General features: G+C 70.1%; 20 protein-coding genes and 2 pseudogenes. 11 read left to right on the plus strand and 11 right to left on the minus strand.

All coding sequences use genetic code 11. The features are described from left to right. Positions 1-56: 56 nt before the first annotated feature. The 5 genes from QSK34_RS16615 to QSK34_RS16635 all read right to left on the minus strand — a co-directional run bounded on the left by QSK34_RS16615 (position 57) and on the right by QSK34_RS16635 (position 5924). The gene (locus tag QSK34_RS16615; RefSeq protein ID WP_285585097.1) at positions 57-1424 is read right to left on the minus strand and encodes a CATRA conflict system CASPASE/TPR repeat-associated protein; all 1368 of its coding nucleotides are present in this window, start codon (positions 1422-1424) and stop codon (positions 57-59) included. 5 nt (positions 1425-1429) lie between these two features. Beyond that, complete coding sequence (locus QSK34_RS16620; protein ID WP_285585099.1) at positions 1430-1600, minus strand: CATRA system-associated protein; 171 nt, start codon at positions 1598-1600, stop codon at positions 1430-1432. Positions 1601-1621: 21 nt separating this feature from the next. Beyond that, the gene (locus tag QSK34_RS16625) at positions 1622-2650 is read right to left on the minus strand and encodes a COG1470 family protein (RefSeq protein WP_285585101.1); all 1029 of its coding nucleotides are present in this window, start codon (positions 2648-2650) and stop codon (positions 1622-1624) included. Positions 2651-2709: 59 nt separating this feature from the next. Further along, the gene (locus tag QSK34_RS16630; RefSeq protein WP_285585104.1) at positions 2710-4653 is read right to left on the minus strand and encodes a purple acid phosphatase family protein; all 1944 of its coding nucleotides are present in this window, start codon (positions 4651-4653) and stop codon (positions 2710-2712) included. Between the two features lie 89 nt (positions 4654-4742). Next, positions 4743-5924 carry a HupE/UreJ family protein gene (locus tag QSK34_RS16635; RefSeq protein WP_285585106.1) on the minus strand — a complete coding sequence of 394 codons (1182 nt, stop codon included), beginning with the start codon at positions 5922-5924 and terminating at the stop codon, positions 4743-4745. 182 nt (positions 5925-6106) lie between these two features. On the opposite strand from QSK34_RS16635, the gene QSK34_RS16640 reads away from it, so the two are divergent. From QSK34_RS16640 to QSK34_RS16660, 5 genes are all read left to right on the plus strand, one after another. Next, complete coding sequence (locus QSK34_RS16640) at positions 6107-6724, plus strand: type 1 periplasmic-binding domain-containing protein (RefSeq protein WP_285585108.1); 618 nt, start codon at positions 6107-6109, stop codon at positions 6722-6724. Positions 6725-6906: 182 nt separating this feature from the next. Then, positions 6907-8070 carry a family 2 encapsulin nanocompartment cargo protein terpene cyclase gene (locus QSK34_RS16645; RefSeq protein WP_285585110.1) on the plus strand — a complete coding sequence of 388 codons (1164 nt, stop codon included), beginning with the start codon at positions 6907-6909 and terminating at the stop codon, positions 8068-8070. A gap of 9 nt (positions 8071-8079) precedes the next feature. Continuing rightward, positions 8080-8925, plus strand: coding sequence for a geranyl diphosphate 2-C-methyltransferase (locus tag QSK34_RS16650; RefSeq protein WP_161481218.1), 846 nt, complete (start codon positions 8080-8082; stop codon positions 8923-8925). A gap of 54 nt (positions 8926-8979) precedes the next feature. Beyond that, positions 8980-10020 carry a hypothetical protein gene (locus QSK34_RS16655; RefSeq protein ID WP_285585117.1) on the plus strand — a complete coding sequence of 347 codons (1041 nt, stop codon included), beginning with the start codon at positions 8980-8982 and terminating at the stop codon, positions 10018-10020. 99 nt (positions 10021-10119) lie between these two features. Beyond that, on the plus strand, positions 10120-10428 hold the full coding sequence (locus tag QSK34_RS16660) for a hypothetical protein (RefSeq protein WP_285585120.1): 309 nt from the start codon (positions 10120-10122) through the stop codon (positions 10426-10428). Positions 10429-10528: 100 nt separating this feature from the next. Here QSK34_RS16660 and QSK34_RS16665 read toward each other — a convergent pair whose 3' ends face one another. From QSK34_RS16665 to QSK34_RS16675, 3 genes are read right to left on the minus strand one after another with little or no spacing between them, the layout of a single operon-like run. After that, complete coding sequence (locus QSK34_RS16665) at positions 10529-12772, minus strand: hypothetical protein (protein WP_285585123.1); 2244 nt, start codon at positions 12770-12772, stop codon at positions 10529-10531. Next, complete coding sequence (locus tag QSK34_RS16670; RefSeq protein ID WP_285585127.1) at positions 12769-13731, minus strand: hypothetical protein; 963 nt, start codon at positions 13729-13731, stop codon at positions 12769-12771. The genes QSK34_RS16665 and QSK34_RS16670 overlap by 4 nt, the downstream gene beginning before the upstream one ends. Before the next feature lie 4 nt (positions 13732-13735). Next, positions 13736-15130 carry a hypothetical protein gene (locus QSK34_RS16675; RefSeq protein WP_285585130.1) on the minus strand — a complete coding sequence of 465 codons (1395 nt, stop codon included), beginning with the start codon at positions 15128-15130 and terminating at the stop codon, positions 13736-13738. A gap of 199 nt (positions 15131-15329) precedes the next feature. Between QSK34_RS16675 and QSK34_RS16680 the strand changes: the two genes are divergently transcribed. Continuing rightward, positions 15330-16688, plus strand: a complete 1359-nt coding sequence (locus QSK34_RS16680) for a DUF4407 domain-containing protein (protein WP_285585133.1) — start codon at positions 15330-15332, stop codon at positions 16686-16688. Positions 16689-16695: 7 nt separating this feature from the next. Beyond that, on the plus strand, positions 16696-18714 hold the full coding sequence (locus tag QSK34_RS16685) for a protein kinase domain-containing protein (protein WP_285585136.1): 2019 nt from the start codon (positions 16696-16698) through the stop codon (positions 18712-18714). 47 nt (positions 18715-18761) lie between these two features. On the opposite strand, the gene QSK34_RS16690 is transcribed toward QSK34_RS16685, so the two are convergent. Then, the gene (locus QSK34_RS16690) at positions 18762-19373 is read right to left on the minus strand and encodes a DUF4097 family beta strand repeat-containing protein (RefSeq protein WP_285585140.1); all 612 of its coding nucleotides are present in this window, start codon (positions 19371-19373) and stop codon (positions 18762-18764) included. A gap of 232 nt (positions 19374-19605) precedes the next feature. Between QSK34_RS16690 and QSK34_RS37930 the strand changes: the two are divergent. Next, positions 19606-19803, plus strand: a pseudogene (locus tag QSK34_RS37930) (helix-turn-helix domain-containing protein); the annotation flags it as partial. 120 nt (positions 19804-19923) lie between these two features. Beyond that, positions 19924-20343, plus strand: a pseudogene (locus tag QSK34_RS37935) (MarR family transcriptional regulator); the annotation flags it as partial. Here the strand turns inward: QSK34_RS37935 and QSK34_RS16700 are convergent. Beyond that, positions 20326-20625: an STAS domain-containing protein gene (locus tag QSK34_RS16700; RefSeq protein ID WP_285585146.1), complete on the minus strand. Its 300-nt coding sequence runs from the start codon at positions 20623-20625 to the stop codon at positions 20326-20328. The pseudogene QSK34_RS37935 and the gene QSK34_RS16700 overlap by 18 nt on opposite strands. Positions 20626-20740: 115 nt before the next feature. Here QSK34_RS16700 and QSK34_RS16705 point away from each other — a divergent pair, with 115 nt between their 5' ends. Both QSK34_RS16705 and QSK34_RS16710 read left to right on the plus strand, forming a co-directional pair. Then, positions 20741-20959, plus strand: a complete 219-nt coding sequence (locus QSK34_RS16705; protein ID WP_030455011.1) for a hypervirulence associated TUDOR domain-containing protein — start codon at positions 20741-20743, stop codon at positions 20957-20959. Then, positions 20946-21272 (plus strand): DUF3140 domain-containing protein, encoded by a 327-nt coding sequence (locus QSK34_RS16710; RefSeq protein ID WP_285585151.1) that lies wholly within the window; start codon positions 20946-20948, stop codon positions 21270-21272. Before QSK34_RS16705 ends, QSK34_RS16710 begins: the two co-directional genes overlap by 14 nt. Here QSK34_RS16710 and QSK34_RS16715 read toward each other — a convergent pair. Then, positions 21232-22431 (minus strand): zinc-dependent alcohol dehydrogenase, encoded by a 1200-nt coding sequence (locus tag QSK34_RS16715; protein ID WP_030455013.1) that lies wholly within the window; start codon positions 22429-22431, stop codon positions 21232-21234. The two genes, QSK34_RS16710 and QSK34_RS16715, sit on opposite strands and share 41 nt — an antisense overlap. Between the last annotated feature and the right edge of the window lie 24 nt (positions 22432-22455).

The following is a 22455-nucleotide window of genomic DNA, read 5'->3' on the forward strand; positions in this document are numbered from 1 at the left end:
CGGTCGCGAGCAGGACGAAGGGGGAGTGCGCGGGCGCTCTGGGCGGTGGTCACGCATCACGGCAGGTGAGGGCCGATGCCCCGCTCGTAGGACTCCTGGTCGCCGAAGTCGCCGGCCGTCAGCCAGTCGCCGCCCGACAGGTCGACGGGACAACCCGCCAGCTTCAGCCGGTGGGCCAGCCGGGTCCGGAACAGCACGTCATCGGAGACGGTCACGAAGTTGCGCGCGTCGATGTCACTGATCGGCCGCATCGCGCCGAACGTCAGCACGACCAGGTGCCTCGGCCGCAGCGCGTACGCCATGCCGAGTTCGATCAGCACGTTCGGGCGGGCCTGGGAGACCGGGCGCTCCGGCCCGAAGTCGGGGTGCAGGTGGACCACGTCGTCGGGCGTCATCAGCACCACGATCGCCTGCACGTACGGCATGGTCTGGAGCAGCACGTCGCCGATGTACGGCCACGGCTGCCCGCCCGTCCGCCCGACCAGCGTCTCCCACTCCAGCGGACGCAGGTCGAGCGCCCGGAGCAGCGTGAAGACGGCGTCGCGGGCCTGGAGGTCGCGCCCGTGCACGACGAACACGTCCCGGCCGCCCACCTCGGGCACGACGACGGCCGGGTCGATCGAGTCGTGCAGGTACCGCGCGTCGTCGTCGAGCCGTTCGACCAGCGACCTCGCCAGTTCGGCGTCGTCGGCGAACGGGCCGCCCTGGAGCAGCAGCGGCGTCACGTCGAACGACCGGAGCATGTTGTCGGCCGCGATGTCCACGCTGCGCCGCATCCGGCGGATGTCGCCCACCCGACGCCCGACGTCGAAGGTGCCGGGCACCGGCCGTCCGCCGCCCTCACGGAGCCAGACGCCCAGCTCGTAGCGCATCGTGGCGGCGTGCAGGAGATACCGGGCCAGCGGCGGGATCCCGGGGGTGCCCCGGCTCCAGACGAAAGGGTCGGCGATCGGGTCGTCGTCGAAGGCGATGAGGAAGCGGCGGGTCCGGCGGTAGTCGACGTCTCCGCCGCGCTCCCAGATCGCCAGGCCCTCCGGCGTCGTCACCGGGCCGATCCAGTGGGGCTCCGACCGGACCCCGCCGCCGTGGGCGAGGAAGAGCCGGGCCTCGCCGAGGAAGTCGCGGTGGCCGACCACCTCCGACCACTCGGCGTCCCAGGTCTGCCAGTCGCCCCCGGTCAGCCCCACCGACAGGACGAACACGCCGTGGTGGACCCGCACGATCGCCTGGCAGTCACCCCGCCCCGCCGCGGCGAGCGCCGCCTCGGCGCCCGCCGGATAGCCGCTCGCCACGGGCACCTCAAGGGGCAGGTCGAGGATCTTCTCGGTCAGCCCGAACGCCTTCCGGCACGCCGCCCACAGCTGGCGGAAGGCGGGGGCCGATTCGAGGGTGGCGTACAGATGGACGACGAACTGCTGCTCCACGGTGCTCACTTCTTCGGGCCGGACAACGCGTGGACCAGCTGGTTCGATCGTTCCCGCACGGGCGGAGGCGGCGGCACGACCGGCGTTGAGCCGATCGTGTCCCGGTGCCCGGGGGTCACCCGCCACGGGGCGATGTCGGTGACGAGGTCGAGTAAGTCGTCGTGTGCGTCGGTCACAGTCTTTCGATCGGCGCGGGGCTACCCGGCGTTTCGCAGGGCCGCCTCGACCGCCTCGCGCACGCGGGCGTCCTCGCGCTCCTTGCGCCGCGACCGCCGCCCCCGCATCACCACGAACCAGCCCGCCACGACCGCGGCGAGCACCACCAGCAGGGCGAGCTGGGTCCACGGCAGCGCCCACGCGCCGGTGGTGGCCAGCACGGGGTCGAGCGAGGTCGTCGCGCCCGACGCGTCGGTCAGCAGCGGCATGACGACCGTCGTCGCGGCCAGCCGGAACGCCGGGAGCACGCTCTTCACCGGGACCGACATGCGCCAGGTCTCGCCGGGCAGCAGTTCCGGGGAGCCCGCGATGTCGCCGGCGTCGGACGACAACCAGCCGAACGGGCCGGCCACCGACATGGTCTGCTTGGCCGACAGGACCGCGTTGCCGGTGTTGTGAAGCGTGTAGCTGATGGTGGCGTCGCCCGGCGCGAAGGGGTTGAAGGTCCCTGAGTAGTGCATCTTCACGTCTTCGACGGCCAGGCCGGGCTTGAGCTCGCCGCTGACGCGGAGCTTGATGCGGATGCCGAGCCGCCGGTCGACGTTGATGCCCTCGGCGGTGGCCTCCTGGGTGAGGGAGGTCAGGACGCCGCCCACGTAGTCGCCGGGCGGGGCGTTGCTGGGCACGTTGACCGAGAACGGGATGCGGGCCGACCTGCCCGGCTCGATCGTCACGGACGCGCGGCCGGCGTGCACCCAGGCGCCGACGCCGATCGACTTCTTGTCCTTGGCCAGCAGGTCGAGCCGGCCGGTGTCGGTGGTGTAGCCGTCGGCGGCGTACACCGACAACGTCAGGGGCGTCTTGCCCCGGTTGGCGACGAGCAGGCCGTCGTCCAGGCGGGCGCCGGGATTGATCGAGTAGGTGTAGCTGGAGCGGTCGGCCCCGAAGCCGTTGGCGTCGGTCCGGACCGTCCAGGCGACGTCGCCGTCGGCGGCGAGCGCGGGGGCGGCCGGAAGCACGATGATCGCGCAGGCGGAGAACAGGGCCAGGGCGGTACGGAACAGGCGCATCTCGGATCCTTCGCAAGGTGAGCGCCCGGTCCGGGACGCCCACCCCGCACTCAAAGGGACTAGCTGGACAACGCGGTGATGGTCAGGGTGGCGCGGTAGCCACCGGTCTCCACGTCGCCGGGGATCTTCAGGGTCAGGTCGGCGCCGAGCTTGGCGACGCCCTTCGGGTGACCCTGGTCGGCCGAGCCGAGGCCGCGCGACTTCGCCAGACCCTGGCCCTGGTCGTCGAACCCGGACACGACCGGGTTGCCGGCGCGGGCGCCGGCGCCCGCCTCGACCACCTTCGGGATCCAGCCCAGGTACGAGCCGGCGAAGGTCTTGGCGCCGTCGCTGAAGTCGCTGACGCTGGCCGAGATCGACCAGGGTGCCTGCGAACGACGGTTGTCGGACACGACGATCGGGTTGATCGAACCGGCGGCCTCGAAGTGGTCGCCGTTCTTCTCCTCGGCGGTGCCGAGGTCGACCAGGCCGTTGTAGCCGTCGATGGTCCAGCCGAACTCACCCGGGGCGGCGTTCGGCACGTCGACCGAGAGGGCCTGGCCCTCGCCGTTGTAGGGGTGGACGGTGACCTTGTCGACGGTGGAGCCGACCGGCTTGGCCGCCGGGTCGTTGTCGCAGGACACGCCCTTCTCGACCGCCGCGTTCGGGGCCGCGCAGGTGCCGCTGCGCAGGTTCTCCACCACGAGCTTGTCCTTGCGGACGCCGACCTTGACGTAGGTCCGCACGTGCTCCTGGTTCTGCACCGAGTTGTACCAGTACGTCGAGGGGTTCAGCGGGTCGGGGCCGTTGCCGGCGCCGGAGCTGGGCTGGTCGGTCTTCGGGGCGGAGATGTCGTAGTACTTCGAACCCGAGGCCGAGTTCGACGTGATGTACAGGACGCCGCCGGGACCGGCCGTGACCTCGGCCGCGCCGGGCTGCTCGTCGGGGTTGGCCTTCTCGCTGTTCTTGATCAGGTACGACCGCGAGTAGCTGTGGTCGTGACCCTGCAGCACCAGGTCCACGCCGAGGCTGGAGAACGCGGTCGGGAAGTCGACCCGCCGCAGCTTGGCGTCTCCGTCCTGGGCGTGCGCCGCCGGCGAGTAGATGGCGTGGTGGAAGACGAGCACCTTCCACTTCGCCTCGTTGCCGTGCTGGTTGATGACGTCGGTCACGTACTTCACGTGGGCCGCGTCACCGCCGCCGCCCTGGGAGGTGGCGTAGCTGTTGCTGTTGATGTCGATGAACAGGACGTCCTTGTAGATGAACCAGTAGTTCCCGCCGGACGTGTTCGACGCGGGGTTGCCGTTGCCGTAGAGCGGACCCGAGCGGTCCGTGTTGGGCACGGTGAAGTGCTGCTCGTACGCCTTGCTGCCGACGTCGTGGTTGCCGATGGTGGCCACCCACGGGTACCGGCGCAGGCCGTCGGGCGCGAGGAAGGCGTCCCACTGCGTCTCGGTGCCGGCGGTCTCGACCTGGTCGCCGCCCGAGACGAGCAGCTCGGCGTCGGGGTTGGCGGCGGTCGCGACGTTCACGGTGTCGACCCAGCCGGCCTGGTCCTTGGCGAGGTCGCCGGAGGAGCCGATCTGCGGGTCGCCGAAGAACAGGAAGTCGTAGTCGCCCTCGAAGCTCTGCGTCTTGAACGCGTAGACGGGCGACCAGTTGTCGTCGGTGCCGACCCGGTACGAGTAGGCGGTCGACTCCTTGAGGTTGGTGATGGTGGCGTGCCGGTTGAACCTGCCACCCGAAACGTTCGCCCCGCCCACGGCGTCGAAGGTGGCGGGGTTGGCCGGGAACTCGCCGTTGACGACCTGCTCGGTCGGCACGACCTGCACCTTCTGCGCAGTGTCGGCCGAGGAGTACCAGGTCACGGTCCGCTGGGCCTGGTCGGCGCCGACGCCCAGCACGATGCCGGTGAGCGTGGCGGCGTCCGCGGCGGCCGCGGGCACCGTGGCGCTGCTCAGGGCCACAGCCAGGCCCAGGAGCGCTGCGGTGGCGCCAGTGGCCACTCGTGTCACTAATGTCATTGCTTGTTCCTTATGTCGCAGAATGTTGCACAAGCGGCAGAAATGGTGTCGCTGTCTGGTTAACCGATCATTGCGACTGGTTTGCTGGGTTATGGACTGTTCCAGAAGGTCCGCTCGAAGAACCAGATCAGGCCCATGACGGCCACCCCCGCCGCGACCAGACCGGTCGCCCAGCGCCCGGCGACGGGGGATCGCCGCCGCAGCAGGCTCAGCAGCGGGAAGATCAGCACGATGAGACCCAGCTGGACGGCCTCGATGCCGACGTTGAAGACGAGCAGCGACCACAGCAGCGTCCACGACCACGCCTCCTGGATGCCGAGCGCGCCGGCGAACCCGAGCCCGTGCACGAGCCCGAACAGGAAGACCACGCCGAGACGGACCACGCCGGAACGATCCAGGTGGTCGCCGAGCGCGACCGGACGCCGGAGCTGCCACAGGTGCCAGGCGGCCACGACGGCGATCGACGCCGCGATGACCGGCTCCACCAGGCTCGCGGGCACGCTCACGACGCCGAGGGCGGCCAGCAGGAACGTGACCGAGTGGGCCAGCGTGAAGCTGGTCGCGACCAGCACCACCTCGCGCAGCCTGCGCGACCCCGCGATCAGGGCCAGCAGGAACAACATGTGGTCGAGGCCGAACAGCAGATGCTCGGCGCCCAGCAGGAAGAACTCGGCGAACCGCGCGTACCAGGGCAGCGCCGTCGAGAACGACGGGTTGGCCGCGTCGAGCGCGGCGCTGCCGGAGATCCCGCCCAGCTCGTAGGTGACGATCGTCTTGGTGTCCTTGACGAACGTCTCGGCGTCGGGGAACAGCGTGCTGCGCACCTCGTGCTCACCGGCCTCCGGGCAGGTCCAGTCGAGGAGCAGGGTCGCGTACGGCACGCCCTCGCGCCCGCCGATCGTGAAGCCGCCCGACCTCGCGGGTGCGCAGGCGGCGCCCTCGGCGGTGACCCCGAACCGCTTGGTGACGTAGGCGACGGCGGTGTCGGCGTACCGGTCGAGCGCGGCGGCCTGGGCTTCGCCGTTGTGGGCCTCGAAGGCGGCGGTGCCGTCCTGGAACAGGGCGTCGTTCTTCTCGGCGTCGGCCGCGGAGACGACGTAGAGGTCGTACTCGAGCTCCAGCTTCGTGCGGATGTGGCCCGCCTCGCCGGCGGTGACGTCGACGTACACGGTCGAGGTGAAGCCGTGGGCGGCGGCCGGGGCGACGCAGGCCGGCAGGGTGACGGCCGCCGCGACGAGCCCGAGGGCGATCCGGCGGACTGGATGGGACATGTGACTCCTTACGTGACGAAGGAGCACGTTCCTCGCCATGTGTGAACAGGAGTCGAACGGATCGCTAAATAACCGCAGAACCACCCTGACAACTACAAAACGGAAAAACGGGATAGCAGGATGTACGCGCACCACCCGTACCACCCCGGAGGACGATCGTCTTGCTCCGCATCGCCGCCTTGATGGCCGTACTACTGCTGCTGACCGGTTGCGGCGCGGACTGGTCCGAACCCCACCCCGCGCCCAGCGCGGTCGGCGCGCTGGGCCCCGGGTTCTTCGCCGCGCGCCCCCACCCCGAGGCGACCATCACGCCCGCGCCCGGCTCGTGGGACGCGGTCCGCCCGTCGGGCGGCTACCGCGTCGTCCTGGTCACCTCCGGCGCCGACGCCCCCACGAAGAACCTGGTCGCGGCGGTCGAGGAGTGGGCCGGCGAGGTGGACGCAGACCTGCGCACCGTCGCGATCACCCACCCGCACGACCTGGTCCCCGGCATCACCCGGGCGCTGGACCTGAAGCCCGACCTCATCGTCAGCGCGGGCAACGACCTGATCGACCCGCTGGCCCTGGTGACCGCCAGCCACCTGTCGCAGCGCTTCCTCGTCGTCGGGGCCGAACTGGCCGAGCCGACCCACAACGTGACGTCGGTCGACTGGGCGGGGGCGTCGTTCCGGGGGGAGGGGCTGGGGGCGTCGTCGACGTACGACCCGGCGTCGTTCACGCCGGAAAGGTGCGCTTCCGCGATCAGGGCGGGTGTGGCGGCTGTGCTGAACGGTTTGACGGGAATAGTCGTGTGGTTGTGAATTGGCCGTATATTTCGGCATAAGACGGGCACGATGAATGACCGTTGCGTGACCGTGGGGTGGCCTTTAGTATTGGCGGCGGACGGGGGATCGCTTTTATTTTCGGGGGCCTCATTGTGCATTCTCATGCCTATGGAAGACGTACCGAATAGTGAATTCGGCGAATTCCAGGAGGGGGCTTGATGCCCGAGTCGAGCGAAACTCCGTCGGGGCGGTTGCCGGGCCCGACCGGCCTGGGCACCTCCGCACTCCGGGTCCCCGCCGCCGAGCCGCCTGAGACCCCGGCGCTCGTCGACGGGCACCAGCCGCCCACACCCTCACTCGATCCGACTCTGGTCGTCCGCCGCTACGGCCTCACCCCGCTGCCCTACCGCGAGAGGGAATGGGGCGACGGCAGCCATCCGCCGCTCTACGTGCCCGAGACGGTGCGGGTCGACGACGCCCTCGGCGAGGAGGTCAACCGCCGCCTGGTCGCGTGGGCCGAGAGCGTCGGCCTCCACGAGGGCCGCATCGACACCTTCCGCGACACCGGGTTCGGCCGCCTGGCCACCCTCGCCCACGCCGACACCGACGAACCCGACCTGATCCTTATCGCCGCCCAGATGAACGCCGCCTGGTGGGCCGCCGACGACTACTACGCCGACGAGACCGACCTGGGCGCCACCCCGACCGAGTTGCCGCCCCGATTGGCGCTGGTCACGTCGGCGATGGACCCGCCGCCCCCGGCCGGCGCCTACACCGCGCAGCTCGAAGAGGCGATCAGCGCCGACCCGGTGCTGCGCGCCCTCCGGTCGGCCACCGCCCACCTGAGCCGCCACGCCACCCCGTCGCAGGTGATGCGGGCCTGCAACATCACCTCGCAGATGTTCGTGAGCTGGACCGCCTACGCCGCCTGGCGCTACTTCGAGGCGCCGCCTCCGGTGTGGCGTTACCTGGCCGCCCGGCAGCACGACAGCTTCTACACGTCGATGGTCCTCATCGACGTCGTGGGCGAATACGCCCTCCCCGCCGACCTCTTCGCCGACCGGCGGTTCCACACGGCGCTCATGCAGGCCGGGACCGCCAGTGTCCTCGTCAACGACCTCTACTCGGCGGAGAAGGAGGCCGCCGACGAACTGCCCGACTCCAACGTGGTGCTGCTCATCGCCGCGGAGGAGAAATGCTCGATACGCGAGGCGACCGAACGGACCGTTGCCCTCCACAACGACTTCGTCCGGGGTTTCGAAGCCAGCCAGAAATCACTGGCCGCCGTTCCCTCCACGGAACTCCAGCGTTTCCTGCGCGGCGCCCAGGCATGGATGGCCGGCTGTCTCGAATGGCACGGATCCAGCGACAGGTACAGATAGCGAAAGGAAATTCGTTCGGTGACCATCACCCAAAGCGATTACCAGCGCTCCGTGGCTGATTATTGGAACACCGAGAAAAACCCAGTGAATCTCCGCCTGGGCGAGGTCGACGGCATCTACCACCATCACTACGGCATCGGCGACGTCGACTGGTCGGTCTTGGAGGGACCGAAGGAGACCCGCGACGAGCGCATGACCAGGGAGCTGCACCGCCTGGAGTCGGCCCAGTCCGACTTCCTGCTGAGCCACCTGGGCGAGATCAAACCGCACCACCGCCTGCTCGACGCCGGCTCGGGCCGCGGCGGCTCGTCGCTGGTCGCCAATCTCCGGTACGGCTGCCACGTCGACGGCATCTCCATCTCGGAGTCGCAGGTCGACTTCGCCAACGAACAGGCGAAACTGCGCGGCGTCGACGACCGGGTGCGCTTCCACCTGCGCAACATGCTCGACACCGGCTTCGAGTCCGGCTCCTACCAGGCGATCTGGAACAACGAGAGCACCATGTACGTCGAGCTCGCCCTCCTGTTCCGGGAGCACTCGCGCCTGCTGGCGCGCGGCGGGCGCTACGTCACCATCACCGGCTGCTACAACGACGCCTACGGCCTGCCGTCGAAGGCGATCAGCCAGATCAACGCCCACTACATCTGCGACATCCATCCGCGCAGCCAGTACTTCCGCGAGATGGCCAACAACCGGCTGGTGCCCGTCAGCGTCGTCGACCTGACGGCGGCCACCATCCCCTACTGGGAGCTGCGGGCCAAGTCCCACCTGGTGACCGGGATCGAGGAGGCGTTCCTGAACGCCTACAAGAACGGCAGCTTCCAGTACCTGCTGATCGCCGCCGACCGCGTCTGACCTGAGCAACCGAGGGCTCCGGATCCCCCTGCCGGAGCCCTTAGTGTTGCCCGGATGAACTCCTGGCGCGAGGTCCGCCGTCACCTCAACACCAACCGCCACGTCCTGGCCCGGCGGGCCGACCTGCTCTACCCCGACCTGCCCCGGGTGGGCTCCACCCACCTGCTGACCCGCCCGGCCTGGGCGCTGCCCGAACCCCTCGACCTGCACGAGGTCGTGCTGCGCTGGACCGACGAACCGGTGCCGGCCGGCCCGCGGCTGCCCGGCGAGCTGACCTACGCCGAGGCGATGACCACCTTCGACAAGCCGAAGCTCTTCGAGAACCGCACCTGCTACCGGCTGCTCGACGTGAACTGGCCGGAGCTGACCTTCACCCGGGGGATGTACTTCGACGCCGTCAACGTGGGCGAGGCCATCGCCCACGAGTTCGCCGCCGCCTCCCTGAACGAGGAGGACGCGCACGGCCCGGGGCCGTGGCGTCGGCTGGTGCCGGATCCGACCGAGTTGCGGGCCCGGCCGGCGCATCCGGCGATCTCGATGCTGACCCTGCGGCACGACCGGGAGACCGGCGAGATCACCTTCGTGCTGCACTGGCGTGACCCCGCGCTGGTCGCCCACGGGGGAGGGCTGTTCCAGGTCATGCCGGTCGGGGTGTTCCAGCCGTCGGCGGAGAGCCCCCAGGCCGAGCGGGCCGACTTCGACCTGTGGAAGTGCGTGGTCCGCGAGTACGCCGAGGAGTTCCTCGGGCGTTCGGAGCACTACGGCCCGGAGTTCGACTACGAGACCTGGCCGCTCTACCGGCGGCTGACCGACGCCCGCGAGAGCGGCGACCTGCGGTCGACGGTCCTGGGCGTCGGCGTCGACCCGCTGACCTTCGCCACCGACATCCTCGCCGTCACCGTCGTGGAGGCGCGCACCTTCGACGCCGTCTTCGGCGCGATGACCGGCGCGAACGAGGAAGGCCACGCGACGAAGGGGGTGCCGTTCGACGAGGAGTCGGTCGCCCGGTACGTCACCCGCGAGCCCATGCAGGCGGCCGGTGCGGCCGTGCTGGAACTCGCCTGGAGACATCTCCGAGGCGGCGTAGGAGATTAGCAAGCATTCCCGTTGACATCCAGTCCTTGCGTGATCTCGTCACACTGTTACGTTCATCGCGTCAGCAGTTTTCGGCACCACGCCAAGAAGGGAACAACGTTGATCCGTAAGCGCATCGCCGCCGCGATGGGAGCGGTCGCGGCGGCCGCCGCCGTGCCGCTCGTCCTGTTCGCCGGGCCGGCCCAGGCGAACCCGACCACCCCCTACATGTGTCCGTGGTCGATCGTCGACGACACCAACACCGCCCGCTGGATCCACTCGTGGGTCCAGGGCTACGGCCAGATCATCTGCCACTACAACGCCACCGCGACCATCAGCTGCCGCTGGAACGCCTACAACGGCGACCAGTGGTGGGGCTGGACCAACCCGTCGTTCTGCCCGCCCCGCGCCATCCCGACCACGCCGTAGCCCTCCGAGCGACGCTCCGGACCGAGAGCGTCCCCGCCGGGAGCCCGGCGGCCGGTCCGGGCCACGCGGAATCCGTGCTCAAAGGGGGACTCCAGCCGGATCAGCGCTCGCGGGGGACGTAGGACGGCCTGCGCAGGAACACGAACAGTCCGATCACCATGAGCAGGATCGAGGCCACGAACAACAGGACACTGCCGGGAAGCCCGCCGGGCTCGTCGTCGGAGATCGTCGCCATCGGCGGCGCCGAGACGGTCACCAGCGTGGGACTGGGGGGCATCAGCAGGTCGGCGGACTTCCGCGCCGACTCCTGGGGATCCATTCCGGCGGGTCCCGTCTGCCACTCCTCGACCAGTTGCGCGGAGACACCCGTCAGGCTTGCCTCGGCACTGGGCGGCAGGTCCTTGCCGAGCACGTGGATCGTGCGCGACGGCAGCACCTCGTCCAGCAGGGGGGACCGCTCGAAGGTCAGCGGCAGGCCCGACGGCAGGACCGCCATGACGACGTCTCCCTTCTCAAGGGCGCCGACGATGTCCTTCTGCGACATCCGCGTCACCTTGAGGCGCGGGTAGGCGGCCTTCAGCCTGTCCTCGTCGGAGAAATCGGTGCGGACCGCGACGACGCCGTCGTCGGCGTTGAGCTCGTCCGGCAGGTCGTCCGCCTTGATCTTGTCTTCGTTGAAGATCAGCGTGTTGCGGACCGGGGGAGGGGTCAGCAGCACCTGGTAGCCGGGGTAGCTCGCCGTGCTGGCGGTGATCACGAGGTGGGGACGGTCCCGGTTGAGATCGGTGAACTCCCGAACTTCCGAGTGGTAGTTCTGGTTGCGCAACATCTGGGCGTAGATGTCGGCCAGATAGCGGTCACTCTGCTCGGCGTGGACGGTGATCGACTGCCGGACCTCCGTGACGACGGGCGTCGCGGTGCCGACCGGCGGGGCGACGTCCTCCGGGCCCGCGAAGAGACCGATCACGGAGTAGAGGAACAACCCCAGGCCGATCACGAGCGCAGACCCGCTGACGACGTATTTCGCGGCTCCCCCGGGCAACACCCGCTGCAACCAGGATCTTTCGCCGCGCATCACCCTGATGACGCTCTTGACCTGCTTCGGCGTGGCCGAGTTCCGCAACAACGCGTCGGCGATCTCCGTCCGGCAGGTGTCGGGGGTGAAGGCCGCCCTCGCCACCTCCGTGTAGCGGGGTTCCGGGTGCGGGAACGTGCCGAAGGGGGCCTCGAAGCAGTTGTGGTCGAGCATTGCGGACTGAAGGATCATCCGGTCCGCGCGGGTCTCGATGGCGTCGAGCAGCTCCCGGAGCCGGACGGCCACCTCCGAGTCCTGCCTCGCCAGGCGGAGCGACCCGACCAGCCTGGTGATCGGCGGGCGTTCGGGCACGAGCGGCGGTGGCGGCTGCTTCGGAAGGGTGTCGCGTTCCCGGGGTTCCTCGGGGACGACGCGCGAGGCCCGTTCGGCGTCCGGCAGCGCGCAGTCCTCCAGCAGGTTGCGCGCCTTGAGACAGCCCGTCTCGTCGAACGAGATGGGGGAGGTCTTCTCCGCGAGCCGCTCCACGAGCTCCCGGGGCGGCACCCGGTGACCGCCCAGCAGGGCGGCGTACTCGCGGGCCAGCGGCTCGGCGGCGGGTATGGGCGCGCCCTGCCGCCACGTGACGACGTGGGTGCCCTCGGCGGCGTGCTTGGCGAACGACAACCTGATCTTGTGGCCCGCGGTCGCGCTGACCCAGGTGGCGGCGGTCAGCCGGGTGCGCATCCCGTAGGGGAGCAGCGCCGCGACCTCGTCGACGAACCGCAGCCGCTCGATCATCGGGACGCCGTCGGCGCCGAGCACGCACACGTGCTTGCCGGTCATCAGGAGCGCGGCGGCGCTGGTCGCGTCGCCGTACAGCCCGTCGTCCGGGGGAAGGGGGGCGTGGGCGCGGACCGCGACGGTGGGGGGCCGGGTGTCGGCGAGGTCCTTGAAGGCGTCGTACAGGGCCTCGTAGCTGATCCGCTGTCCGGCGAGCCGGTCGTAGGGGATGTAGTACCAGCGGGTGCGGTAGATCTTGCGGTTGGTGCCGTCGCGGTGGCCCGACCACTCGTTCTGCAGGGCGAGCACGACGTAGTAGGAGATCCCCTCGTCCGGCTGCCGGGTGGCGGCGAAGGCGATCGTCACCTGGGGCTGGTCGCCCGTGGCGCCGGTCGCGTAGCGGCTCCTGATCTCGTCGAAGATGCCGAGGCTGAGGCCGTCGCTGTGGCTCAGCACCTCGTAGTCGTTGTAGCTGCCCGGCGGTTTGCCCTCCAGCGCCCACTCGTAGTCGACGGTCACGTGGCGGACGGTCACGGGGCTGTCGGTCATCGCGACCGCCCCTGCCGGGACAGGCGCTCACCGAGCCACAACATCGGCTCCACCACGTTGATCGGATAGACGGGGCCCCGGATCCGCAGCGCGGCGTGGTCGGACTCGTCGGGGATCAGGTTCAGGTAGTCGTTCCAGTCGAACGTCTCGGTCTGCGGGTTGACGTAGAAGCCGATCGAGGAGGTCACGTAGAACTTGATGTGGCTCTCGTGGAAGAACTTGTCGAGTGAGTTGATCACCATGTCGGCGGTGCCGGTGGCCGAGACCCGGGAGAGCTGGCCGAACAGGTCGCGCGCCTCGTCGCTGCCGACGCGCGGGAACCGGTGCCGGTCGTCCAGCTCGATCAGGCCCCGCTTCTGCGCGGTCTGCAGGACCCGGGGGTCGTCGAATTTGGTGATGCACACCGCGATGTGGTGGGGCAGTTTGCCGCCGATGAACTCGTTGCTCTCCAGCATCTTCTCGGCCAGCCGGTTCAGCGGGCCGTGGAGGTGGTCGTAGGCGTCGCCGACCTCGAACTCCCGGATCGGGTCGAAGAGGAACACGATGCCGCGGCTCTGGGTGAGGTTGGCCATCAGCTCCTCCTGCCGTTCCTCGGCGCCCCCCGTCCGGCCGCCGCGTTTGCCGGGGGCGAAGTGGCCGCCGGGCGCGTCGACCATGGTCAGCCCGATCGTGGTGGACCCGCGTTTCGACTGCCGCCGGAACAGGCTCCGCTGCGCCGGGCCGATCAGCGCCCACTGGAAGGTCTCCAGGGCGGTGCTGGCCTCGGGGAACTCCTTGCCCGAGGTCAGCGCGCTGGTCATCTCGGTCAGGTAGGCGGTGGACTCCGGGTTCTGCCCGATGATCTTCCAATCGTCCTCGCGGCGGTTCAGCGCGATGGACAGCGCGGCCAGCAGTGTCGTCTTGCCACTACCGGGAGCGCCCCACATGGCGATGTGGTGGCGGGGCGATTCGGGCTGCATGGGTTCAGTACTCCACGTCGATCAGGGGGAACGGGACAGGGACGGCATCGGAGACGAGCCCGAGACCGGAGATGAGCCCTCGGATGTCGAGCGCGTCGAAGTTGGCCAGGGCCGCCGATCCGAGCTGCCGCCACACCCGTGGCAGCCGGTCTCCGTACTGGTAGTCGACGATCGCGCCGAAGACGACGTGCCGTGACTGCTCCAGGCGGGTGGCGACGGCCCGCCAGTCGTGCCGGTGGGGGCAGGGCAGCACCCGGGAGGTGTCGAGTTTCGGCGGGTGCGGGGGCCGGTCGCCGATGGTGAGCAGCGCGACCGACGACGCCGGGTCGCGGGAGAGCCGGCGTTCGACGGTGACCAGCATGTCCTCGACCTGGGCGGCGTGCGGATGGTAGGGGTAGCCCTGGGTGATCGCGCCGCGTTCCTCCAGCTCGTCGAGGGCGTCCTGGGCGGCGGCGACGTCGACCCGCCAGGCGCGCACCTCGACGGGGGAGTCCTTCACCGCCCGGTCGAACGAGTGGGCCCCGTACGCCACCACCGACACCGACAGGCCGGGCCGGCCCGACAACGTCGAGACCACCTGACGGGCCCGCCCCACCCGCTCGGCCACCTTCTCCTCGGCCCCGCAGACCTCGATCGCGCAGATGAGATGTCCCGCGTCGGAGGGGCGCACGGGCAGCCGGGCCGGGATCTCGTCGATCAGCTCCGCCCAGCCCCGGTGGTCGTCGGTCAGCGGCGGCAGACCGCTGAATTGCACCCGGCCGGGCCGCCGGAGTTCGGCGGTGACGTTGTAGGTCCCGGGGTGGAGCTCCCCGGACGCCACCGACAGCAGCAGCGGCTCCTGCCCCTGCCAGGTGACCACCGCGAACGCGGTGCCGTTCGGACCGCCCTGTTCGCAGTGGAGCGTCATCGTCATGGTCGCGCCGGGCCGGGCCTGCACCGGGAACAGCGGCACCGTCGCGAGTTCCAGGCTCCCGTCGGTACGGGGGCGTAAGACCACCAGGTCGTAGGAGCGGGTCAGCGGATCGTCGCGCAGCACCTCGGTGATCACCGCGGCGACGGAGGCGTCGACCCGCAGCGTCGGCGCGTCGGGACGGGCCGCCCGCAGCCACTCGAAGGCCTCGTCGGCCGGGGAGCCGCCCGGCGAGGAGCAGACGAGCAGCGTGTCGTCGCCGGGGTCGACGTCGGCCGCCCGGAGCAGGGCCGCGCGCTCCTGGCCGAGCTCGGTCCACGACGAGTGCCATCGGCGCCCGCGCGGCACCCCGTGGTCGTCACGGACGATCTTGAACGAGGTGAGCCCGTCGGCGGCCACCTCCACCACGCTCAGCCTGCCGCTCCCGGGGAGACCCGCCACGGCCTTGGCGAGCGCCTTACGAAGAAGATCGTTGTCGGGGTCGGGCACCGGGTGCGCCTCCGAGGGGTGTCGTCAATTGTGGAGTGTCTTTAATAGGGTCGGGACGGCGCCGTAAATAGGCGTCCCGATTACGCGAAGGTCCCGGTTTAAAGCGAAGTGCGATAATGCAGATAGGCTAGCGGGGGTTGGCCGTGACTGCGAGGATCTAGACCCAGCACAGAACGTGAGCTTCACGGGTGGGGAAAACATGAGGCGCTTTCTGATCGCGTTATCCGGGGCGCGGCCTGATGTCCTGGCACGGTGTAAAGGCGAGACCGCGAAATTCGAAGGCGTCGGCGGCGCGGTGCTGACCACGGCGGTGATCGCCGTGATCTCGATGTGTTTCGCCCTGGTGAGCGCCCTCGGCGTCAGCGTCTGGCTGGCGGTGCCGACCGCGCTGGTCTGGGGCCTGATGATCCTGAGCCTCGACCGGTGGCTGGTCGCCACGATGCGCAGCGACAGCCCGCGCCGTTTCGCGCTGGCGATGCCGCGTCTTCTCATGGCCGTCCTGCTCGGGGCCGTCATCTCGACGCCATTGGTGCTGCAAATCTTCAAATCGGAAATTGACGCACAAATCGTAGAAATCAAGCAGCAGCGTGCCGAGGAGTTCGCCCGGGAGCAGAACCAGGGCACGATGGGCAAAAGCGTCGACGAGCTGCGCGCCGATGTGGCCCGGCTGCAGCAGGTGATTTCGTCCGGCGGAGACGTTCCGGTCGACCTCTCGCAGGACGCGAAGATCAAATCACTTCAGGCCGACCGGGCGAATGCGGAGAAACAGGCCGAAAAGCACTACAAGGAATGGCAGTGCCAGCTCTACGGCGGCGCCGGCTGCACGAAGAAGGGCGACGGCCCCCTCGCGCAGAGCAGCAAGAAGGCCTACGACCGGAGCCAGGTGCGCATCGCCGACCTGAACCGGCAGATCGAGACCCGCAAAGAGGAGCTCACCGCCGCCGGCGCCGACGCGAAGGAGAGCCGGCTGGCCAGCGCCCGCGAGGCGCTCCCGAAGGCGCAGGAGCAGCTCGACCTCGCGGTGCAGCGCCAGTCCGACCTGCAGGCCGTCTTCGACGAGGAGAACCTCGTCACCGACGGACTGCTGATCCGGCTCCAGGCTCTCAACGAGGTCACCGGCAAGGACGCCACCCTCAGCACCGCCCGGATCGTGCTGTTCCTGCTGTTCCTGCTGATCGAGTGCCTGCCGGTGACGATCAAGCTGATGATGCGGCCGGGCAACTACGAGAGGGTGCTCGCCCTCGCGGAGAAGGACGAGTACCGCAAGGCCCGCAGCGCCTTCAACGAGGGAGGCCTTCAGGGCGAGGGCGGCGAACCCGACCCGGGCGGGTCGTGGAACGTGTGGGGCGTCTGGTCCCGGCCGCCCGACACGGGCGACAACTGGAGGTCGCCGGGCCCGCGCGGCCCCAACGGCACCACCGTGGAAGACCGCCCCGAACCCGTGGCCGGCCTGCGCGACGACGACGCCCTGCGCCGGATGAACGACACCCGGGCCGCCCGCCTGTCCAGCATCGACCGCCCCGGCGGCGTGGAACTCCTGCCCGACGACGACCACTGACAGCGGGATGATCAAAGGGAGATACGAGCTGATCCGCCAGCTCGGCGCAGGTGGCATGGGCACCGTGTGGGTGGCCCGCGACACCATGCTCGGCCGGAAGGTCGCGCTCAAGCGCATCACCCTGTCCGGCCACAAGGAGGCCGTCGAGACCCAGCGCCAGCGCGCGCTGCGCGAGGCGCGGGCCGCCGCGTCGGTCCACCACCCGGCGGTGGTCCCCGTCCACGACTGGTTCCTCGACGACGACGGCACCCCGTGGATCGTGATGGCCTACATCGAGGGCGCCACGCTGGAAGAGTGGATGGAGCGCGGCCCGCGTACCGAACACGAGGTTGCGACCCTGGCCCGCCAGGTCCTGGGCGGCCTGATGGCCGTCCACCGGGTCGGCGTGCTCCACCGCGACATCAAGCCCGCGAACATCGTGGTCACCCGCGACGGGCACGTGTGCCTGGTCGACTTCGGCATCGCCCGCATCGTCGGCGAGACCGGCGTGACCGCGACCGGCCTGCTCCTCGGCACGGTCGAATACATGGCCCCCGAACGGGTCAACGACCGCGCCCAGTCCCCGGCGGCCGACCTCTGGTCGTTCGGCGTGACCTTCATCCACGCCCTGGAGGGCCACTCGCCGTTCCGGCGCAGCACCTTCCCCGCCACCTTCATGGCCATCCTGAACGACCCCCTGCCGCCCCCGCGCCGCCCCGGTCCCCTGTACGACGCCCTGACGGCCGTGCTGCCCAAGGATCCGGGGCGCCGCATCTCCGCAGAAACACTGGCCGCCCGGCTCGACAGGATCCTCGCCCCGCAGCCGCCCGCCTATGGCCAGCGCGGCCGGGCGGCCTCCGGGCGCGGGGATGCGCGGGGCGGCTCGGGCCGGCCCGTGCAGCCGGACCCTCGTGCGCAGGGCGCGCCGAGGCGGTCTGACCCTCAGGCCCAGCGTGGTTCGGCCGATCCCGGCCGATCGGCTCCCGGCCCGGGTGCGCGAGTACAACCTGGGCCTCGCGCACAGGGCGAGTCCGCTGGGGCTAGGCGGCCGGAGCCGCAAGCTCAGCGCGGTTGGGCGGCCTCGGGGCGGTCGGACCCTGGCGCGCAGGGTGGCTCGGGCGGGTCGGCACAGCCGAGCCGGGGCGAGTCGGGCGCGTCCGCGCAGCCGGGCCCTCAGGGGCAGCGGGGCCGGGCAGCCGTTGAGCGAGCGAATCCTGGCCCGCGAGGTGGCTCGGGCGGGTCGGCACAGCCAGGGCCTCGTGCGCAGGGCGAGGAAGGGGCGTTCAAGGAGCCGGGCCCTGAAGCTCAGGGCGGCCGATCGGGCCATGGCGCGCGAAGTGGCTCGGCGGCCTTCGGGCAGCCGAGGTCTCGTGTGAAGGGCGAGTCTGGGGCTTCCAGGCAGTCGGACCCTCAAGCGCAGCGTGGCTCCGCCTCACCCAGGCAGTCGGAGTTTCGTGCGCAACGGGATCCGGCCGCGCCCAGGCAGTCCGAGCCTCGTGCCCAACGGGGCGCACCCGGGCAGGCTGGTCCTTCCCCGCGCCGTGGTCCGGTCCCGCGCGGGGAGGCCGTCCCCCCTGGGCGAGGTGGTCGCCGCGGCCCCGCCGCCGACGGGTCGCCCGTGTCCGTCAAGAGGATGGAACCGCGGGGAGCGGCCCAGGAGCTCGACGACCTGGTGACGACTCGCCCGCACGAGGTGGCCGCGACCCTGAAAGCCCTGCCGGCTGAGCGGGCCGGGCGCATTCTGGGCCTCATGCGCCCGGATGGTGCGGCGGCGGTGCTGGGGATCCTGCCGCCCGACCAGGGGGTGCGTCTTCTCCTGCACACCGGTGAGCGCACGGCCGGGGCGTTGCTCGGTGTGCTCGGCGTCACCGTGGCGGCGACGCGGCTGCTTGAGGGGATGACCCTGGCCCGGGCCTGTGACGTGCTGGAGCACGTGCCGCCGGCCGTGACCGCCGGTCTGCTCAAGGCGTCGTCCGACGGGCGGTCGGGCCGCCTGCTCAAGGGCCTCAGCCCTGAGACCAAGGCCAAGATCGCCGAGACCGGCTGATCGATGCCCGTGGCCTCGGGTTCGGGCGGCCCGGAGTCCTGAGCGGTTCAGTTGCCGCGGACGACGATGTCGCCGTACGACGTGACCGCCCGGATGTCGACCGTGAGGTTCCCGTCGAACTTCTGCCGGAGGTCGCGCAGGGTGCCGTGACCCGTGGTCGCCTCAAGTCCCGCCGAGACGCCCGCCGCGACCCCGACCTCGATCGTCCCGGCGCTGGTCTTCAGGTCGAGCAGGCCGCTGACGGCCTCGGCGACGCGGATGTCGCCCTGGGCGGTGTCGGCGATGACGGGCCCGTCGACGGTGCCGAGGGAGATGTCGCCCTTGGCGGTCTGGATCCGGCCGCCGGCGAGGCGGCCCTCGGTCCGGAAGTCGGTGGCCATGCCGCTGCCCTCGATCGCCGACCCGGCGGGCAACTCGACGGTCACCTCGACCGAGCCGCTCCTGCCGAACTTGGGGGCGTCGGGCGCCCTGACCTCCAGGACACCGCCGGTGAACGCGACGGTGGTCTGCTCTGCCGCCTTGGCGTCGACCGCGCCGCCGGGGTTGCTCGGCCGGACGTCCACGAGGGTGTCGGCGCGGTCGCCGGCGACGATCCGGACGAGCCCCATCGGGACGGTGATCTTGGCGATGACGGCCTGGGGGGTGTCGAACTTCTGCATGGTGTGCTCCGTGGCGTTCGCGGTGTTTCTGATATTGGAAAGGCTAAGTTGCGTTCGCGAATCCTTCAACTGACTCGTTGCATAAATAGAGCATCCATGCACGTCAATGCACTGAAATCGTTGCATTGGGACTGCGTGTTAATGCAATGCGACGTCGTCTCGTGTTGCAATGACATGGTGTGAAGGTCATAATCGGCAACGGCGGATGCGGTCGAGGGAAGGGGCGGGCCCGATGCCCGGAGGAAGGCTCAGTCAGCAGGAGCGTCAGCAGATCGCCGCAGGGCTCGCCGACGGGCTGGCCTACGCGGAGATCGCCCGGGGGCTGGGCAGGCCCACGTCGACCGTCACCCGTGAGGTCATGCGCAACGGCGGGCCGACCGCCTACCGTGCCGAGATGGCCCACCGGGCCACCGAACGCCGCGCCCACCGCCGCAGGCGGTCGCCCGCCGGCGCTCCGGTGGCGGCGTCCGACGCCTACGGGCGTGATCCCGAGGCCGTCCGCGACTTCGAGGAGTCGTTCACGACCTCGTTCGTCGAGTCGGGGCTGCCGCGCATGATGTCGCGCATCCTGGCCTGCCTCTACGTCAGCGACAGCGGCGGGATGACAGCGGCCGAGCTGGTCCGGCGGCTCCAGGTCAGCCCGGCCTCCGTGTCGAAGTCCATCGCCTTCCTGGAAGGCCGGGCCCTCGTCCGGCGGGAACGTCGGGACGACCGCCGTGAGCGTTACGTCGTCGACCTCGACCTCTGGTATCAGTCGATGCTGGCCAGCGCCCGCGCGAACGACCGGGTCGTCGTGGCGGCGCGCCAAGGGGTCGAGGTGATGGGGCGGGACACCCCGGCGGGGCAGCGGCTGGAGTCGGTCGCCCGCTTCATGGACCACGTGACCAACGATCTGATCCGCTCGACCCTGCAGTGGCGGCCGATCCTCTTCCCCGACGACGACGGGAGACTGTCAGACGGCGTCGAGTGACAACCCGATGACGTCGAGGAGGTGGGCGACCCGTTCGCTGGGTTTCTCGAAGACGAGGTCGTGGCCCCGGTCGCGGACGGTCGCGCGGGCGCGCATCAGGCCGAAGATGCCGGTCGAGTCCATGAAGTCGACGTCGGCGAGGTTCACCGTCAGGCGGCTGCGGCCCTCCACCATCAGCAGGAGGAAGTCGTAGAGGTCGAAGATCGATGTTATGTCGATGTCGCCGCCGACGTGGACGACGATCGCGGCGTCGCGTTTTCGTACGCTGAGCCGGAGGTTCATCTCTGGTCCCGGGTCAGACGACCATCAGCGTCCTGGTGTGCTGGTAAACGCCGCATACCCCCGCAAAACGCCCGCAAACCTGCGTTGATCACAGAGGGTGGGGTAGGGCGCACACATGACAAAAAAGGACGAACCATCCAAAGGTGACGAAGTCACGTGGAAGAGCCACGGTCAGACCGTCCACGGCAAGGTCGAGAAGAAGATCACCAAGCGGACCGAGGAGTCGGGCCGCACGGTCGACGCCTCGCCGGACGAGCCGCAGTACCGCGTGCGCAGCGACAAGAGCGGGCGGACCGCCGTGCACAAGCCGGAGGCGCTCGATGACGACGGGTGATGAGGACTTCGACGATGCCGTCAACATGACGGCCGCCGAACTGGAGAAGTGGCTCGCCACCGACGAGTCCAAGAGCGTCGGCCAGAAGACCGGCGGCGGCGAGTCGACCGGCCACGAGTCGGGCCGCAAGATCGTCGCGATCCTGCGCAAGCGCAAGGGCGAGCTCACCGACGCCGACCGGGCGCACATGCGCAAGGTGACCGGCTACGTCCGCCGCCACCTGGCCCAGCGCCCGAGCGGCGACGTCAGCGGCACGCCGTGGCGCTACTCGCTCATGAACTGGGGGCACGACCCGGAGAAAGCACGATCTTGATCGCCCCGTCGCGCTTCTTCTGGAACGTCTCGTAGGCCTCCGGTGCCTGTTCCAGCGGGAGCCTGTGGGTGGTCAGGTCCATCACACCGAGCGGGTCGGACTCGTCGGTGACCAGGGGCATCAGGTCGTCGATCCAGCGTTTGACGTGGGCCTGGCCCATGCGCAGCGTGATGCCCTTGTCGAACAGCTTGAGCATGGGGATCGGGTCGCTCATGCCGGCGTACACGCCGGAGATCGAGACGGTGCCGCCGCGGCGGACCGCGTCGAAGGCGGTGTAGAGCGCGCTCAGCCGGTCGACGCCGGCCGTCGACATGAGCGGGGCGGCGAGCTTGCCGGGCAGGAGGGTGGTCATGGTCTGGGCGGCCTTGGCCACGGGGGAGCCGTGCGCCTCCATGCCGACCGCGTCGATCACCGAGTCGGCGCCGCGCCCGCCCGTCATGTCGAGGATGCGCGCCTGCACGTTGCCGGTCTCGGAGGCGTCGACGGTCTCGACGCCGTGGCGGCGGGCCATCTCCAGCCGCTCGGGCACGCCGTCGACGCCGATCACACGATGGCCGAGGTGGCGGGCGATGCGGGTGCACATCTGGCCGATCGGGCCGAGGCCGAGCACCGCCACCGAACCGCCCTCGGGCACGTCGGCGAAGGCGACCGCCTGCCAGGCCGTGGGCAGCACGTCCGACAGGAAGAGGAACCGCTCGTCGGGCGGGCCCTCGGGCACCTTGATGGGGCCGAACTGGGCCTGCGGCACCCGCAGATACTCGGCCTGGCCGCCGGGGACCTGGCCGTAGAGCCTGGTGTAGCCGAACAGGGCGGCGCCCTTGCCCTGCTCGCGGACCTGGGTGGTCTCGCACTGGGCGTACAGCCGCTGGTCGCAGGTGTGGCAGTGACCGCAGGAGATGTTGAACGGGATCACCACGCGGTCGCCCGGTTTGATGTGGGTGACCTCGGGGCCGACCTCCTCGACGACGCCCATGGGCTCGTGGCCCAGGATGTCGCCCTCCTCGATGAATGGGCCGAACAGTTCGTACAGGTGCAGGTCGGAGCCGCAGATCGCGGTCGAGGTGACCTTGATGATCGCGTCGTTCGGCTCCTTGATCGCCGGGTCGGGGACCTCGTCGACGCGGACGTCGCGCTTGCCGTGCCAGGTGACTGCCTTCATGATCTGCTCCCTTGGATTCCGGAA

It is taken from the genome of Herbidospora sp. NBRC 101105 (genome assembly GCF_030269205.1).
GTDB lineage: Bacteria > Actinomycetota > Actinomycetes > Streptosporangiales > Streptosporangiaceae > Herbidospora > Herbidospora solisilvae.